Raw genomic sequence first — 14358 nt, forward strand, 5'->3', positions numbered from 1 at the left:
TGCGCAATGCACTGGCCATGCAATCCCTGACCCTGATCCTCGTCGTGGTGAGTTCCGTGCTGCTGGGCGCGGGCCTGAGCCTTTGGATCACGCACAGGCATCGCAGCGAGGCGCTGCCGCGTGAATGGCCCCTGACCTTGCGTCCGGTGTTCACGGCCGACGAGCGGCGCATGTACCGCCAGTTGCGCGAGGCGTTCCCGGAACATGCCATTTTGGTGAAACTGCCGTTGACGCGCTTCACCCAGGCCAGCGAGCCCGAGCGGGCCGGCTATTGGCATCGATTCATCAGCCATTTGCATGTCACCTTTGCCATTTGCAATCTGAATGGGCGGGTGATCGCGGCCATCGACATCGAGGGGCCGCGCGGGGGGTCGCGCCGCGCCACGGCCATCAAGACCGCCGTGCTCAACGCCTGCCGAGTGCGTTATTTGTGCTTCATGGTCGATGACCTGCCCTCGCTGCTGGAGATCCAGCGCTTGGTGCTGCACGATGGCCCCTTGCCGATGCCGGCCACGCGGGGGGCCTCCAGTGCGCCGTCGCCGCTGGACAATGCGCGCCACACGCTGGCGCGCACGGTGCAGCAGCGCCGCCAGCAGCGCAGCGCGCTGTGGCAAGACTCGACCTTGGCCCAAGACTCGTTCTTTGCGCCCGACAGCCGGCTGGACGGTCTGGTCGAAAGCGGTTTCACGCCGCTGCCGGCGGCCACCGGAGCCCCTTCGGCCGCCTCGTTGCGCGGCGACATCGGCGGTGTGGTGGTCGACGACCCCGAGCCTGCGGGCTCGCGGCGTTGAGCCGCCGCACGCCCGTCGCGCGTAGCATGTGGGGATGCACGATGCCCATCCCCTTGCTCACGCCTATGCCCGTCTGACCCCCGATCTGGTGCTCGATGCCTTGGAGCATGCCGGACTGCGCGGCGACGGTCGATTGTTGCAGCTCAACTCTTACGAAAACCGCGTGTTCCTGTGCCACCTGGAAGACGGTGGCGGCGTGGTGGTGAAGTTCTACCGTCCGCAGCGTTGGACCGATGCGCAAATTCTGGAAGAGCATGCCTTTGCCGGGGAGCTGGCGCAGGCCGAGATCCCGGTGGTGGCGCCTTGCGTCCTGTCCGGGGCGCTGGCCGGCCGCACCCTCGGTGAGTTCGAAGGGTTTCGTTTTTCGGTGAGTCCACGGCATGGCGGGCGCGCGCCCGAGCTGGACGACGCATGGACGCTGCAAAGGCTGGGCCGCTTCCTCGGCCGGCTGCATGCCGTGGGGCGGCGGCAGCCCTTCGTGCATCGGCCGACGCTGGACGTGCACGGCTTCGGCGAGGAGCCGCTGGCCTGGCTGCTGGATCATGGCATCGTGCCTGCCGATGTGGCACCGGCCTGGACGGCCGCGGCACAGGCCGCGCTGGACGGCGTGCGGCGCTGCTTCGAGGCCGCCGGCCCGGTGGCCATGCTGCGCCTGCACGGCGACTGCCATGTGGGCAACATCCTGTGGACCGACGCCGGGCCGCATTTCGTGGATCTGGACGATGCGCGCATGGGCCCGGCGGTGCAGGATCTGTGGATGCTGTTGTCCGGCGACCGCAGCGCCCGGACGCGCCAACTGAGCCAAGTGCTGGCCGGCTACGAGGACTTCATGCCCTTCGAGCGGCGCGAGCTGCACCTGGTGGAGGCGCTGCGCACGCTGCGCCAGCTGCACTTTGCCGCCTGGCTGGCACGGCGCTGGGACGACCCGGCCTTCCCTGCGGCGTTTCCGTGGTTCGGCAGCTCGGCCTGGTGGAGCGGCCAGGTGGTCCAGCTGCGCGAGCAGCTGGAGGCCATGGCCGAGCCGCCGCTGGCGGTGTGAGGGCTCAGCCCACCAGCAAGGCGTTGACGCGCTTGACGTAGGCCGCCGGGTCGTCGAGCTGCCCGCCTTCGGCCAGCAAGGCTTGGTCGTAGAGGATGTGGGCCAGGTCCTCGAAGCGATCGCTGCCGTCCAGCCGTTTGACCAGCGGGTGATCGGCGTTGATTTCCAGGATGAAGCGGGTCTGCGGCGCCTTCTGGCCGGCTTGCTTGAGCAAGCGCACCAGATGGGCACTCATCTCGCCTTCGTCGGCCACCAAGCAGGCCGGAGAGTCCACCAAGCGAGTGGTGACGCGCACGTCCTTGGCCTTGTCCTTGAGGGTTTCCTTCAGGCGCTCGACGATGGGCTTGAAAGCCTCGGCGGCCTGTTCGGCTTTTTTCTTCTCTTCTTCGTCTTGCAACGCGCCGAGGTCCACCGCGCCCTTGGCCACGCTGTGCAGCGGCTTGCCGTCGAACTCGTAGAGGTAGTTGAGCATCCACTCATCGACGCGGTCGGTCAGCAGCAAGACCTCGATGCCCTTCTTGCGGAAGATTTCCAGCTGCGGGCTGTTCTTGGCTGCGGCCAAGGTGTCGGCCGTGATGTAGTAGATCGCCTCTTGGCCTTCTTTCATGCGCGAGACGTAGTCGGCCAGCGAGACGCCCTCGTCGGCATGCGTGGAGGCAAAGCGCAAGAGCTTGGCCAGGCGATCACGGTTGGCGTTGTCCTCGCCCACGCCCTCTTTGAGCACGGCGCCGAACTCCCTCCAAAACTGGGCGTACTTGTCTTTGTGGTTCTCAGCCAGGTCTTCCAGCATGGACAGCACGCGCTTGGTGCAGCCTTCGCGGATGGCTTTGACGTCACGGCTTTCCTGCAGCAGCTCGCGTGAGACATTGAGCGGCAAATCGGCACTGTCGACCACGCCTTTGACAAAGCGCAGATAGACCGGCATCAAGGCCTCGGCGTCGTCCATGATGAAGACGCGCTTGACGTAGAGCTTGACGCCGCCACGCTTGTCGCGGTTCCACAGGTCGAACGGCGCCTTGGCCGGGATGTACAGCAGCTGCGTGTACTCGGTGCGGCCTTCGACGCGGTTGTGGGTGTAGGCCAGCGGCGGCTGGGTGTCGTAGCTGATCTGCTTGTAGAACTCGTGGTATTGCTCTTCGGTGATGTCGCTCTTGGGGCGCGTCCACAGCGCGGCAGCCTGGTTGACCGTTTCCCATTCGTCTTTCAGGACGTACTCGCCTTTGTCTTTGTCCCATTCCTCTTTGCGCATCAGGATGGGCAGGGAAATGTGGTCGGAGTATTTGCCGATGATGGACTTCAGGCGCCAGCGGCTGAGAAAGTCGAGCTCGCTTTCGCGCAGGTGCAAGATGACGTCGGTGCCGCGTTGGGCGCGGGTGATGGTTTCGACCTCGAACTCGCCGGTGCCATCGCTGCTCCAGCGCACGCCCTCCTCGGGCTTGAGGCCGGCGCGGCGGGATTCCACGGTGATGCGATCAGCCACGATGTAGCCGCTGTAGAAGCCCACGCCGAATTGGCCGATGAGCTGGGCGTCTTTTTGCTGGTCGCCCGAGAGCCGATCCATGAATTCGCGGGTGCCGCTCTTGGCAATGGTGCCCAAGTTGGCAATGGCTTCCTCCGCGCTCATGCCGATGCCGTTGTCGCTGATGGTGATGGTGCGCGCGGCTTTGTCGAAGTGGACGCGGATTTCGAGATTGGGCTGGTCTTCGTACAGCGCGTTGTTGTGCAAGGCCTCGAAGCGCAACTTGTCGCAGGCGTCCGACGCGTTGGAGATCAGCTCGCGCAGGAAGATCTCCTTGTTCGAATACAGCGAGTGCGTGACCAGGTGCAGCAGCTGCTTGACTTCGGCTTGAAAAGAGAGGGTTTGCTTGTCCATGACGTCTTCGGATGGTGAAATGGCAGGCGTGGCGCCGATGAGGCGCCCACATGGGGGCGCTCGGCGGCCCTTCAAGGCCCCCCCCAAGAAAAAAACCCGCCATCGGCGGGCGGGCAACACGCTGGGACCGGCCTCGGGGTCCCGCGCTCACGAGGAGGAGGGCTGCACCCGGCTCAGGGGCCAGCCGGCTCCACGAAAACGGCCACGCTGCGGCCCGGCACGGTGAAGACGCCGCTGCCGGAGGCAAAGCTCGCGCCCCGAACCCGGGCATCGCTGCCATTGGCCAGCACGGGGTGCAGGCTCAGGCTGCGGCCGGCCAGGGCGGCCACCGAATAGGTCTGATCGACCGGCGCGGCATTGATGAGCACCACCAGGTTGGCATAGCGACCGTCACCGCACGGGCTGCCGTCGCTCTTGCGGCCGACGATGCGCATGACGATCAGGCCGTCGCGCTGGTCGGCCGCATCGGGGAAACTGACGCACTCGCGCACATCGGCCCCGCTGCGCAGACGCAGCATGGTGGTGTCGCGGCGCACGCGCAGCAGGTCCAGCACGGCGTCGCGGGTGGCGCGGATGTCGGCGGCCGACGGCGGGATGTTGGCATTGCTGAGGATCGGGCGCATGCGGTCCCACTCGACCCGATTTTTCTCGGCCGAGGGCAGGCCCATGGTGCCGAAGAAGTTGGTCGTGGCCGACCAGTCGATGCGGTTGAACCAGTCGCCGGCGTTGTAGCTGTCGCGGTCCAGGCTCTTGCTGCGCAGCAGCTCGTCGCCCGCATGCAGGAAGGGGATGCCCTGGCCCATCAGCACCGTGCCCAGCGCCACCACCTGGGCCCGTGCACGCTCGCTCGCCGTGGCGGTGGAGGGCAGCTTGAACTGGTTGATGTCAAAGAGCGTTTCGCCATCGTGCACGCCCGCATAGTTGATCACCTCGTACGGGTCGGCGGTGTAGCCGGCGCTTTGGCCGCCGTAGTCGTACGAGGACGCCAACCTGCCATTGAGCACGAAGTCGTGCACGCTGCCGGCCAGCCCCAAGCGGATGAGGTTTTGCTGATAGTGCAGCTCGCTGCGCTGGTCGGAGGTGCAGGTGCTGCCATTGAGCGCGTTGTTGTCGTAGCAGCGTCCGTTGGCGAACCCCTGGCGGCGCAGCACGTCGTCGCCGGCGTCGAAGGGGCCGCCGCCGCGGATGGCGTCGCGGATGCGGTCACTGAAGGAGCCAATGCCCGTGCCGCGCAAGTTGGCCTGTCGGGCCTGCACGAACTGACGGTCGTCGGCCACCTCGCCGAAGTTCCATGCCTCGCCGTAATAGAGCAAGGGGCGTCCAGCAGCCGCATCGACTTCGGTGCGGGCCGCTTGCATGGCCGCCAGCGGAATGTGGCCCATGATGTCGAAGCGGAAGCCATCGACCTTGTACTCGACCGCCCAGGTCTTGAGCGTGTCGATCATGAGCTTTTCCATCATCGCGTATTCGGGGGCGGTGTTCTCGCAGCAGGTCGAGCGCTCGATGAAGCCGTCGCCGTTGAGGCGGTAGTAATAACCCGGCACGATGCGGTCGAGGAAGCTGCCACTGGTGTGGTTGTAGACCACGTCCAGCACCACGCGCAGGCCCATGCCATGCAGGGCTTGGACCATCTGACGGAACTCGCGCACGCGCACGGCCCCGTCGGCCGCGTCGCTGGCGTAGCTGCCTTCGGGCGCGCCATAGTGGCGCGGGTCATAGCCCCAGTTGAAGCAATCCTCATCCTTGGTCGCCGCCACCGTGGCCTGGGGCACGTCACTGGTCGGGCCGGCCGCGGTGATCGTCGGCGTCACGCAGCCGGTCTCGGGAATGGTGGCCAAGTCGTAGGTGGGCAGCAGGTGCACATGCGTGAGCCCCGCTGCAGCCAGGGCCTGCAGGTGGCGCACCCCATCGGTGTTGGCCTGCGCGAACGCGGTGTACTTGCCACGATGCGCCGCCGGCACGGTGGCGTCGTTGGCCGAGAAATCTCGCACGTGCAGTTCGTAGATCACGCTGTCCGAGGGCGCCTGCAGCGGCGGGATGGCATGACCGTCCCAGCCGGTGGGCTTGAACATCGCATCGGACAGTCGCGCCACCATCGCCTTCTCGCTGTTGGCATTGAGCGTGAGCGCATAGGGATCGGTCACGGTATTGGTGACCACGCCGCCGTCTTGCCGTGAATACACCTGCACCCGGTAGGTGTAGTAGGCGTCGTTCACCCAGGAGGTCTCGCCGGTGTAACTCCACACGCCGGAGTTGGGATCCTCGGTCATCGGGCGCAGGGGCTGACCATCCACGGCCAGCTCGACCGAGCGCGCCGTGGGCGCCCACAGGCGAAAGACCGGGCGGCCTTGCCCGTCGAAACTCACCCCCAGGGTCTGGGGGCGCGCCTGGGCGGCATACACATCGTCCAGCACCCCTTGGATCTGCAACTGCGTGGCATGGGTGACTTGGCCCTGAAACAGGCGCGCCACGACGAGCTGTCCCTTGAGCAGCGAGCGCACCTCGGCCTGTGCCGCAACCGGCACGGCAAAGGCCGGTGCGGACGCCAGATGGCGAAAGCGCTCGCGCAGCGCGGCCTCCAGCGTGGTGGGGCTCAGCGTGTGAAAGCCGTCCGCCCCCTGAACACCCGCGGCACCGACGGTGATGCCGCCTTGGGCCGCATGGTACAAGCGCAGCTCGCCGCCGGCCGGCAGGTCGGGCCAGACCAGGCGCGAGGCCGACAGCCACATCGCGCGGGCATGGTTGATGTTCACGCCGCTGGCGGCCTGGGCGCTGTCGTAGGTGGCGCAATCGCCCTGTTTGAGCCAGATCTCTTGCCCACGGGTGGCAATGTCCGCGGCGAAGGTGGCCACACGGTCGCAGTCTTGGTCTTTCTCGGCTTCGGAGGCGCTGGTGGGCCGGTTCAACAGGAAATCCATGCGGCCCAGCGATGGATCGACGGGAATGTCCACATAGCGGCCGAAGCCGTCGGAGGCGGTGAACACGAAACGCGGCGAGCCGGGCCAGCCGCTGGAGGGGGTGGTCGGCCCGCGCCAGGCATACACCCCCCAGCCGTCATAGTCCCCGGCGGCACGCTGGTAGTGCACCCGCAAGGTTCCCGCCGGCACCGCAGCGGCTTCGTCATGGCCACCGCCATCGCTGCCCCCGCCCCCACAGGCAGCCAGCAGGCCGCCCACGGCGGCCATCGCCAGCGCCATCGCCCAGCGGCTCCAGCCCCATTTCGTCCCGTTCGTCATCATCGTCTCCTGAGTTCGATCCCGGCAAGGGCCGCGATGGGCAAAGCCTGGACCGCGACCCTCCAGAGTCAGTGAGCGCGATGGTCACGAAGTAAAACTACAAAATCAAGCCTGGGACAAACCCTAGAATGCGCAAACCGGAGAAGGCCCCGCCAAGTGATTGATAACAAAAGGAAATTTGTGGATGTGTCGGGCGAAGCGCTGAACCGCACCCCCTCACGAGCCCAAAGCCCTACACTGGAGTCGATGTAGTCAAATTACTTTCAATCATCTCCGCGTTCCCCCGCCCAGCGCTCGCACTGTCGTCGCACGAGCTCGGGCAACAGGTGTTCACGGGCGTGGACTTGACGCGCCCAGGTGGCATCGTTGCCATGGCGCTCCAGCTCCAGGCGCAGGTAGTCCAGCGCCGCCTCGGCCTTGAGCTCGATGGCATGGGACTCCAGCCGCGCCAGGGTGGCCAGGATGTCCTCGCGCAGGCTGCGATGTTCGCCACTCTTGGGGTCCACGAAGGTGCCCTCCGGACCGAACCGGCAGGCCTGGAAGCGGTTGAAGGTGTAGACGAGGTAGTCGTCTTCGGCCAACTCGTAGGGCTGTTCTACGGTCAGCCAGCGCGACACGCACTGGATATAAGCTGCCAAGGCCGCGGCCTTGTCGATCGTCAGCGGGGTGTCCAGCACGCGCACCTCGATGGTGCCGAATTCGGGCTTGGGTCGGATGTCCCAGTAAAAGTCCTTCATGCTCTGGACCACCCCGGTGCGCGTCATCTTCTCGAAAAAGAGGCGAAAGTCCTCCCATGTCGTGCAAAACGGAGCACGCCCCGACAGCGGAAACGCAAACACCGAGTTCAAGCGCGCCGAGTGAAACCCGGTATCGGTGCCCTGGACGTAGGGGCTGGAGGCCGACAGCGCAATGAAATGGGGAATGAAACGCGACAGGCCATGCAGCAGCACCAGGGCCTCGTTCGGCCCCGGGCAGCCCACGTGCACATGCTGGCCGAAGATGGTGAATTGCTTGGACAGATAGCCATACAGCTCGGAGAGCATGTGAAAGCGCGGCGTATTGAAGATGCGCCGTTCGCTCCAGTCCTGGAAGGGGTGGGTGCCGCCGCCGCACAAGCCCACGTTGAGCTTGCGGGCGCATTCGACCAGCGCATCGCGGATCTCGGTGAGCTGGCCCAAGGCGTCGGCATGGTGGCGGCAGATGCCGGTGGACAGCTCGATCATGCTGTCGGTCATCTCGGGCTTGACGTCGCCGGGGATCTTGCGCTTGGCCATCAGGCGCAGCAGGTCGGCCGAGCTGGGCGACAGGTCGTAGTCGTGCCGATTGACGATGGCCAGTTCGAGCTCGACACCCAGGGTCAGGGGTTCGGAGGGGGCAAAGGCTTCCAGACTCATGGGCAGGGTCCTTGGGAGAATTCGGGACGCGCTCAGATCCCGCGCTGTGGGGTGATCTCATGGGCACCGCGCAGGGCAGCCAGCACGGCCAGGGCCCCGAGCAACTCCATCAGCGCCACGGCGCTCAGGGCCACGGGGGCGATCTGCGCCGCAAAGGCCGCATGCGACGCTTGCAGATCGACGAAGAGCACCAGGGCCGTGGCCGACAGTGGCGTCAGCGCCAGACTCAGGCCCAGGCCCTGGCGGACGGACTGCCCGCTGAACCAGCCCAGCGTGAGCACCGCCCCGGCCTTGGCCGCCAGACGCACCCCCATGGCCAGCACGGCCAGGCCGGCCCCAGCCGCCAAGGCCGCCGGCGACCACGAGGTGCTGACGATCACGAACAACAGCAGCACCAGCACCCCACCGGCCGTGCCGAAATGCCGCGGCCACACCCACGGCCGCTCGGTGGTGTTGCGCAGCCACAGGCCGGCCATCAGCGGCACCAGCAGCGTGGACACATTGAGCACCTGCGTGACGGCCAGGGCCAGCGTGATGAGGCCCAGCAGCAGCAAGGTGGAGTTCTCATTGCGCAGATCCAGGCCACGGGCCACGCGGGCCACGGCATAGCCGAGCACGCCGGCCACCAGCACCGAGCCGGCCACCACGTACAGGGGCTGCACGATGGCTTGCACCGGATTCTGGCCGGTGTCCAGGTCGAGCCAGGCCAGCAGCAGCTTGCTGGCGAACACGGCGTACAGCGTGTTCAAAGCCGTCATCATCGAGGCCCGCTCGGTCACCTGCCCGGCCGCACCAAACTCGGAAGCCACCCGCGCGATCACCGCCGCCGAGGACGGGATGGCCAGCACCGCCAGCGCTGCGGCCGCCGGCGCATCCAACCCAGCCCAGCGCATCGCCAGATAGACCGCGCCGAAGGTCAGCAGCGACTCGGCCAAGCTGGTCACGAGCAAGAAGGGATTGATGCGCAACCAGCGCAGATAGACCCGCGAGCCCAGCTCGAACAGCAGCAGGCCCAGGGCAAGGTCGACGATGACACGCAAGGAAGCCGACAGTCCCCCGCCGGCCATCCCATAGCCGGCCAGGCCGACCCCCATGCCGGCCAAGGCATAGCCCACCACGCGCGGCAGCCCCAACCGACGAAACACCACCTCACCCACCAAAGCGCCGACGATGATGACCAGCGAGCCCCACAACAGACCGCTGGAGCCTGACGGGTCGATCCCCAAGGTGGCCAGGATGGATTCGAGCATCGTGCTGTTCCCTTTCTTTCCTTTTCTGTGGGGCCGGCGGCAACCTTGCCCACACGAGACCATCGAGGCGTCAACCTGCTGCGCGCTGACGCGTTATGGGGGGACCATGCCATACATTGGCAGGGCTCGTTGCCTCATCTCCTAGCCACATTCATGGTCTCCCCTCCCAACGTCGCAAATCCCAGCCTGCCCGCCGAAGTGCTGCGCGCGCTGCGCAGCTTTCGCATGATCGTGCGGTCGATCAAGCAGCACTTCCAGCAAGTCCAGGAAGCCACCGGCGTCAGCGGGTCCCAATTGTGGTGCCTGGTGACCATCCAGGCCCAACCGGGAATCCGCGTCACCCAGCTGGCCCAGGCCCTGGGCATCCAACAGGCCACGGCCAGCAACCTGGTCGAATCGCTGGACCGCAAGGGGCTCATCGAGCGCCGGCGCGACCAGCGCGACCAGCGTGTGGTCAGCCTGTTCCTGAGCGAAGCGGGTGCGCGCATCGCGCAATCCGCCCCCCAGCCGGTGGCTGGCATTCTGCCCGATGCGCTGGGCCGCCTGGATCCGCCGGCCCTGGCGCAGCTCAATCATCTGCTCGAACAGGTGATCGGCCTGATGGCGCTGCAAGCCCCCGATGGGCGTGACGTGCCGCTGGCAGACGCCTGAGCGGCTCGCTCACGCGAGCCGCCCCTGCGCTCCTCCTCATCGGGTCGGCCCGGACCGAGACGCGGCCGGCGCCGTCCTTGCGGCCAGCACTGCCGCGGCCGACAGCAAGACCGCCGCGGCCAACAGGCTGGGCCGGGTGATCGGATCGTCGGCGCGTGTCAAGACGCCGACCGTCAGCGGGCCCAGCCACTGACCGGTGGCAAAGGCGGCGGTCATCGCGGCCATCGCACGGGTGGCGGCCGCACCGGCCAGGCGCCGGGCTTCCTGCAAACCGGCCATCGTGGCCACCATGAAGGTGCCTCCCACGCACACGGCGCTCAGCACGAGGGCCGGGGGCCGGGTCGAAACCACCGGCAGCAGCACGCCCACGGCCATCACGCCCATGGCGGCGGCCCACACGCGGCGCGCACCCTGACGCGCCAGCCGCGGCGCGGCCGCCATGGTCGATGCAGCCGCTGCCACGCCAAACACCGGCCAAACCGCGCCGAAGACGCGCGCATCGTCCACCCACAGCCGCGCCAGCGCCGGCAGGAACGTGGCCGGCAGGATGTAGCCGAAGCCCAAGGCGCCATAACAGGCCACCAGCGGCCACACCGCTCGTGGCACACGCGAGGGCCGCGCAGGCACGTGGTGTGCCGTGGCTGGGGCCTCATGCCCCAGAGGCTGCCAAGCCAGCAAGCCCACGGCCAGGGCCAGCAAACCCAACCCTGCCCAGGTGGGCGCGGCCGGCCAGCCCCCCACCCCGGCCAGCCAAGCGATGCCGCCGGCGGCCGCCATGCCCAGGCCCACGCCGGCAAACAGGCCGCCCACGGCCCCCGAGCGCCCGGCCTGCGCCAGCCAGCCCATGGCCCAGGCCGACACGCCCACCAGCACGAAGGCACTGCACATGCCAGCGGCCCAACGCCACAGCCAGGCCATTTGCAGTCCCGGCGACGCCGCCATCGCCAGCGTGCACACGGCCACGCCCAGCAACCCGGCCCGCGCCGCCGCACCGGCACGAGGATTCACCACCATGCAGGCCAAGGCTCCGGCCAGATAGCCCAGGTAGTTGGCCGCGGCCAATTGGCCGCCAGCAAGCAAGCTCAGTCCCTCGGCCTGCATCAACGGCAGCATGGGCGTGAACGCGAAGCGTCCAATGCCCATGCCCGAAGCCAAGCCCAGCATGCCCACGACGCTGACCCAAGGTGCCGAACTCGCACGCTGCGCATCCATGGGGCCACATCCTAAGGGGTCCCGGACTGGCCCCTGCCGCTGCGAAGCAGCAAGCCGCGGTCACCGTCCGCGCAAGACACCAGGCCGGCGAAGCGGCGACAATCTCCCCTTCACGCCGACGAACCGTCATGAACGCCGACACCCCCCACCCCCCCATCCCCGACGCGGCCGACGAGCCGCCGCACGCACCTGCCACGTCGCCGGCCGCGTCCGTTCAGGGCGACGGCCCCACCGACGCCAGGCCCGAATCCATGACCGATGCCCCCGAGGGCCGCGACGTCTCGCCCTCGGCGCCTGCCATGACGGTCAAAGCCTGCGCCGAGGAGTTGCGCGCGCGCTTTCCCGCCCTGTTCGGCGGCGAGCCCAAACCGCTGAAGCTGCGCATCCATGCCGACATCGAGGCGCGCGCGCCCGGCGTGTTTCCCAAGCCCGTGCTGTCGGCCTTTTTCCGCCGCTACACGCTCAGCGATGCCTATCTCAAGGCGGTGAGCACCGGCACACATCGCTTCGATCTGGACGGGCAGCCCGCCGCAGCGTTGAGCGAGGAACATCGCCGCATCGCGTTGGAAACCTTGCTCAAGCGTCGCCAACAGCGCCGCGGCTCCGCCCAAGGGGCACGTGAGCCGCAAGCCGCTGTGGCCGAGGCGGCGGCCGCCGAGCCGCCAGACCCCAAGCGCCACAAGGCCCGACACGACGCGCCACGAGAGGCCCCACGAGAACAGGCCCGCGCCAAGCGCCGCGAAGCCCAACGCGCCGAGCGCCAGTTCCGCGCCAACCTGCTGCGCGCCTATGAGACGACCACGCTGACCCGCGAGAATTTTTGTGCGCTCAAAGGCATCGCGCCCGAAGCACTGGACGGCCTGCTGGAGACGGCCCGCGCCGAGCGTGCGCAGCGCCAAGCGTTTCTGGCCGAGCTGGTGCAAGCCTATCGAGCCAGCGGCCTGAGCATCAACGACTTCGCCGCCAGCAAAAACATGCACCCTGGGCAGATGCATCACCTGCTGCGCGAGGCCCAAGGCGGAAACGACGAGCGGCGCCCAGCGCCTCGCAGGGACCGCCCGCCCCGCAGCGGCGATCGCCCAGCCCGGCGCGAAGGCGCAGACCGCCCTCGCGGCCCGCGCCACTGATCAGGCGGCCGCCGCCTGCTTGTCCAGCCACACGCCCAGCCCCTGGGCGTTGAGCTCCACATCGCCTTCGAGCAGCTCTTGCAGGCGCTCGTCGTCCAGCACGCCGCCCGCACGCCGATATTCGGCGCCGTACAGTGCCGCCAGCGCGGCACGCAGTCGGGCATGGCGGTCCGGGAGCTCGGCCACCGAACGCGCCAAGCGCACCATGGCGTCCAGCTGACGACGCAGCATCGCCGCGTGCTGGGCCACCTCGCGCGTGGCGCCAAAGTGGGTGAGGAACATCACCTGCGGGTCGCGCGCCAAAAGCCGATCGATCGAGTCCAGCAAGGCCTCGGGTTCGAACTGCACCGGCGTGGTCGTCGGGAAGGCGTAGCCCCCCGTGGAGGTGCGCAGATCCGGGTAGGCGATGCCGAAGGTGTCACCCGTGAACCAGCCGCGGCTGGCTTCATCCCAAATGCAGTGATGATGCCGTGCATGCCCCGGGGTGTCGGCCACCAGCAGCGCTCGGCCGCCCAGCGCCAACACCATCCCATCGTGGGTTTCCAGCACGCGCTGCGGTGGCACCGGCTGCAGCTCGCCATAGTCGCGCTCGGCCACCTCCGGCCCATACACCGCCCGCACACCGGCCATCAACTGCCGCGGATCGACCAAATGCCGCGCCCCCCGCGGATGCACCACCAGCTTGGCGTTGGGCAAATGCTGCAGCAACAATCCCGCACCGCCGGCATGGTCCAGGTGGACATGCGTGACGATCAGCCAATCGACCTGCTCGGGCGCCATCTGCCGGGCTTGCAAGGCCGCCAGCAGGCGCGGCACCGCGCTGTTGGGGCCCGTGTCCACGAAAGCCGCTCGCCCGTTCTCGACGATCAGATAGGCCGCATCGAAACGCGCACGCACGAATCCGGTGTCGATGACGGTGATGCCCTCATCCCAATGCTCGAGGAAGTCCATGGTGCCGATTGTCCGCCCTGGCCCTGTGCGACTGGCATCGGTGATGCCCCTGCCCTGTTCAATGCGGCCGATCGCGCCTATAAATCTGAGACGGCCACCGCCACGACCAGGACCCGCCCATGAAGACCCCCTCCGGCATCGACCACGAAACCCTCATCGAGCTGTTCGCCCAAGCCACGCAGCGCCAAGGCGAAGCCTTGCGCCAAGCGGTCAGCGCCGCCACGCTCAAGGCCCTGCAAGGGCGCGAGCTCACCTTGCAAAACGTGCGCAGCGTGCTGCATGCCGTCACCCAAGCCGCCTCGGCCGGTGCGGCACGCAACCCCGGCAGCGCCTCCGAAGTGCAAGCGCTGCTCGAGCAAGCCTTCGAAGGCATGGATGCGGCTTTGCTCAAGGCCGTGCAAGCGCACCGCACCGCCTTGCAACAGTTCGTCTCACAAGGGGCCGATCTGCAGCAAGGGCCGCTGAAGACCGCGCTGGCCAACCTCGAGAAGATGGAAGACGTGCTCCTCACTGCCGTGGGCAAAGCGGTCCAGGATGCCGCCGCACCCGTGCAAAACGCCTGGCAGCCCGTGCTCGATGCCATGAAACTCAAGGGCACGGACACCGGCGCCCAGGCCACGGCCACCGTCGAGCAGCTCCTGGCCCAAGCGCGCCACAGCCTGCGCGACGGCCGCGCCCTGGGCCTGCGCGCCGCCCAGGCTCTGCTCGAAGGCTATTCCACCCTGGTCAGTGGCGTACTCCTGGGCATGACCGAGGGCCTGCAGCAAGCCCGCGGCGCGGCCGCACCAGCCTCCGACGCGCGCAAGCGTTGAGATCCGCTCTCGGCAAGCGCCT

The 14358-nt window shown here is 67.6% G+C and carries 11 protein-coding genes; 5 read left to right on the forward strand and 6 right to left on the reverse strand.

Going from position 1 to position 14358, the window contains the following annotated elements; all coding sequences use genetic code 11:
• Positions 1-17: 17 nt before the first annotated feature.
• Together CTA01S_RS05830 and CTA01S_RS05835 are read left to right on the forward strand one after the other, a co-directional pair.
• A complete protein-coding gene (locus CTA01S_RS05830) occupies positions 18-791 on the forward strand; it encodes a DUF2726 domain-containing protein (protein ID WP_019561107.1) in 774 nt (257 codons plus the stop codon).
• Positions 792-825: 34 nt separating this feature from the next.
• Positions 826-1830, forward strand: a complete 1005-nt coding sequence (locus CTA01S_RS05835; protein ID WP_062193203.1) for a serine/threonine protein kinase — start codon at positions 826-828, stop codon at positions 1828-1830.
• 4 nt (positions 1831-1834) lie between these two features.
• On the opposite strand, the gene htpG is transcribed toward CTA01S_RS05835, so the two are convergent.
• The 4 genes from htpG to CTA01S_RS05855 form a co-directional block, all read right to left on the reverse strand.
• A complete protein-coding gene (htpG, locus tag CTA01S_RS05840; protein ID WP_019561109.1) occupies positions 1835-3703 on the reverse strand; it encodes a molecular chaperone HtpG in 1869 nt (622 codons plus the stop codon).
• Positions 3704-3876: 173 nt separating this feature from the next.
• On the reverse strand, positions 3877-6939 hold the full coding sequence (locus CTA01S_RS05845) for an alpha-1,6-glucosidase domain-containing protein (RefSeq protein WP_062193207.1): 3063 nt from the start codon (positions 6937-6939) through the stop codon (positions 3877-3879).
• Between the two features lie 263 nt (positions 6940-7202).
• Positions 7203-8333, reverse strand: a complete 1131-nt coding sequence (locus tag CTA01S_RS05850) for a YbdK family carboxylate-amine ligase (RefSeq protein ID WP_062193211.1) — start codon at positions 8331-8333, stop codon at positions 7203-7205.
• A gap of 32 nt (positions 8334-8365) precedes the next feature.
• A complete protein-coding gene (locus CTA01S_RS05855) occupies positions 8366-9583 on the reverse strand; it encodes a cation:proton antiporter domain-containing protein (RefSeq protein ID WP_062193214.1) in 1218 nt (405 codons plus the stop codon).
• Between the two features lie 153 nt (positions 9584-9736).
• Here CTA01S_RS05855 and CTA01S_RS05860 point away from each other — a divergent pair, with 153 nt between their 5' ends.
• Entirely contained in the window at positions 9737-10234 is a 498-nt protein-coding gene (locus CTA01S_RS05860) for a MarR family winged helix-turn-helix transcriptional regulator (RefSeq protein WP_019561113.1), read from the forward strand.
• Positions 10235-10270: 36 nt separating this feature from the next.
• On the opposite strand, the gene CTA01S_RS05865 is transcribed toward CTA01S_RS05860, so the two are convergent.
• Positions 10271-11446, reverse strand: coding sequence for a YbfB/YjiJ family MFS transporter (locus CTA01S_RS05865; protein ID WP_062193219.1), 1176 nt, complete (start codon positions 11444-11446; stop codon positions 10271-10273).
• 128 nt (positions 11447-11574) lie between these two features.
• Between CTA01S_RS05865 and CTA01S_RS05870 the strand changes: the two genes are divergently transcribed.
• On the forward strand, positions 11575-12573 hold the full coding sequence (locus CTA01S_RS05870; RefSeq protein WP_062193223.1) for a ProQ/FINO family protein: 999 nt from the start codon (positions 11575-11577) through the stop codon (positions 12571-12573).
• Here CTA01S_RS05870 and CTA01S_RS05875 read toward each other — a convergent pair whose 3' ends face one another.
• Positions 12574-13524: an MBL fold metallo-hydrolase gene (locus CTA01S_RS05875; protein WP_019561116.1), complete on the reverse strand. Its 951-nt coding sequence runs from the start codon at positions 13522-13524 to the stop codon at positions 12574-12576. It lies immediately after the preceding gene.
• 119 nt (positions 13525-13643) lie between these two features.
• On the opposite strand from CTA01S_RS05875, the gene CTA01S_RS05880 reads away from it, so the two are divergent.
• Positions 13644-14336: a DUF6781 family protein gene (locus CTA01S_RS05880; RefSeq protein WP_062193228.1), complete on the forward strand. Its 693-nt coding sequence runs from the start codon at positions 13644-13646 to the stop codon at positions 14334-14336.
• Positions 14337-14358 lie beyond the last annotated feature (22 nt).

This window comes from Caldimonas taiwanensis NBRC 104434 (assembly GCF_001592165.1).
Classification (GTDB): Bacteria; Pseudomonadota; Gammaproteobacteria; order Burkholderiales; family Burkholderiaceae_C; genus Caldimonas; species Caldimonas manganoxidans.

Excerpts from the sequence above, each read along its gene's own strand:
- CTA01S_RS05830 (WP_019561107.1), top strand. The coding sequence starts at position 18 with ATGCAATCCCTGACCCTGATCCTCGTCGTGGTGAGTTCCGTGCTGCTG.
- CTA01S_RS05835 (WP_062193203.1), top strand. The coding sequence starts at position 826 with ATGCACGATGCCCATCCCCTTGCTCACGCCTATGCCCGTCTGACCCCC.
- htpG (WP_019561109.1), bottom strand. The coding sequence starts at position 3,703 with ATGGACAAGCAAACCCTCTCTTTTCAAGCCGAAGTCAAGCAGCTGCTG.
- CTA01S_RS05845 (WP_062193207.1), bottom strand. The coding sequence starts at position 6,939 with ATGACGAACGGGACGAAATGGGGCTGGAGCCGCTGGGCGATGGCGCTG.
- CTA01S_RS05850 (WP_062193211.1), bottom strand. The coding sequence starts at position 8,333 with ATGAGTCTGGAAGCCTTTGCCCCCTCCGAACCCCTGACCCTGGGTGTC.
- CTA01S_RS05855 (WP_062193214.1), bottom strand. The coding sequence starts at position 9,583 with ATGCTCGAATCCATCCTGGCCACCTTGGGGATCGACCCGTCAGGCTCC.
- CTA01S_RS05860 (WP_019561113.1), top strand. The coding sequence starts at position 9,737 with ATGGTCTCCCCTCCCAACGTCGCAAATCCCAGCCTGCCCGCCGAAGTG.
- CTA01S_RS05865 (WP_062193219.1), bottom strand. The coding sequence starts at position 11,446 with ATGGATGCGCAGCGTGCGAGTTCGGCACCTTGGGTCAGCGTCGTGGGC.
- CTA01S_RS05870 (WP_062193223.1), top strand. The coding sequence starts at position 11,575 with ATGAACGCCGACACCCCCCACCCCCCCATCCCCGACGCGGCCGACGAG.
- CTA01S_RS05875 (WP_019561116.1), bottom strand. The coding sequence starts at position 13,524 with ATGGACTTCCTCGAGCATTGGGATGAGGGCATCACCGTCATCGACACC.
- CTA01S_RS05880 (WP_062193228.1), top strand. The coding sequence starts at position 13,644 with ATGAAGACCCCCTCCGGCATCGACCACGAAACCCTCATCGAGCTGTTC.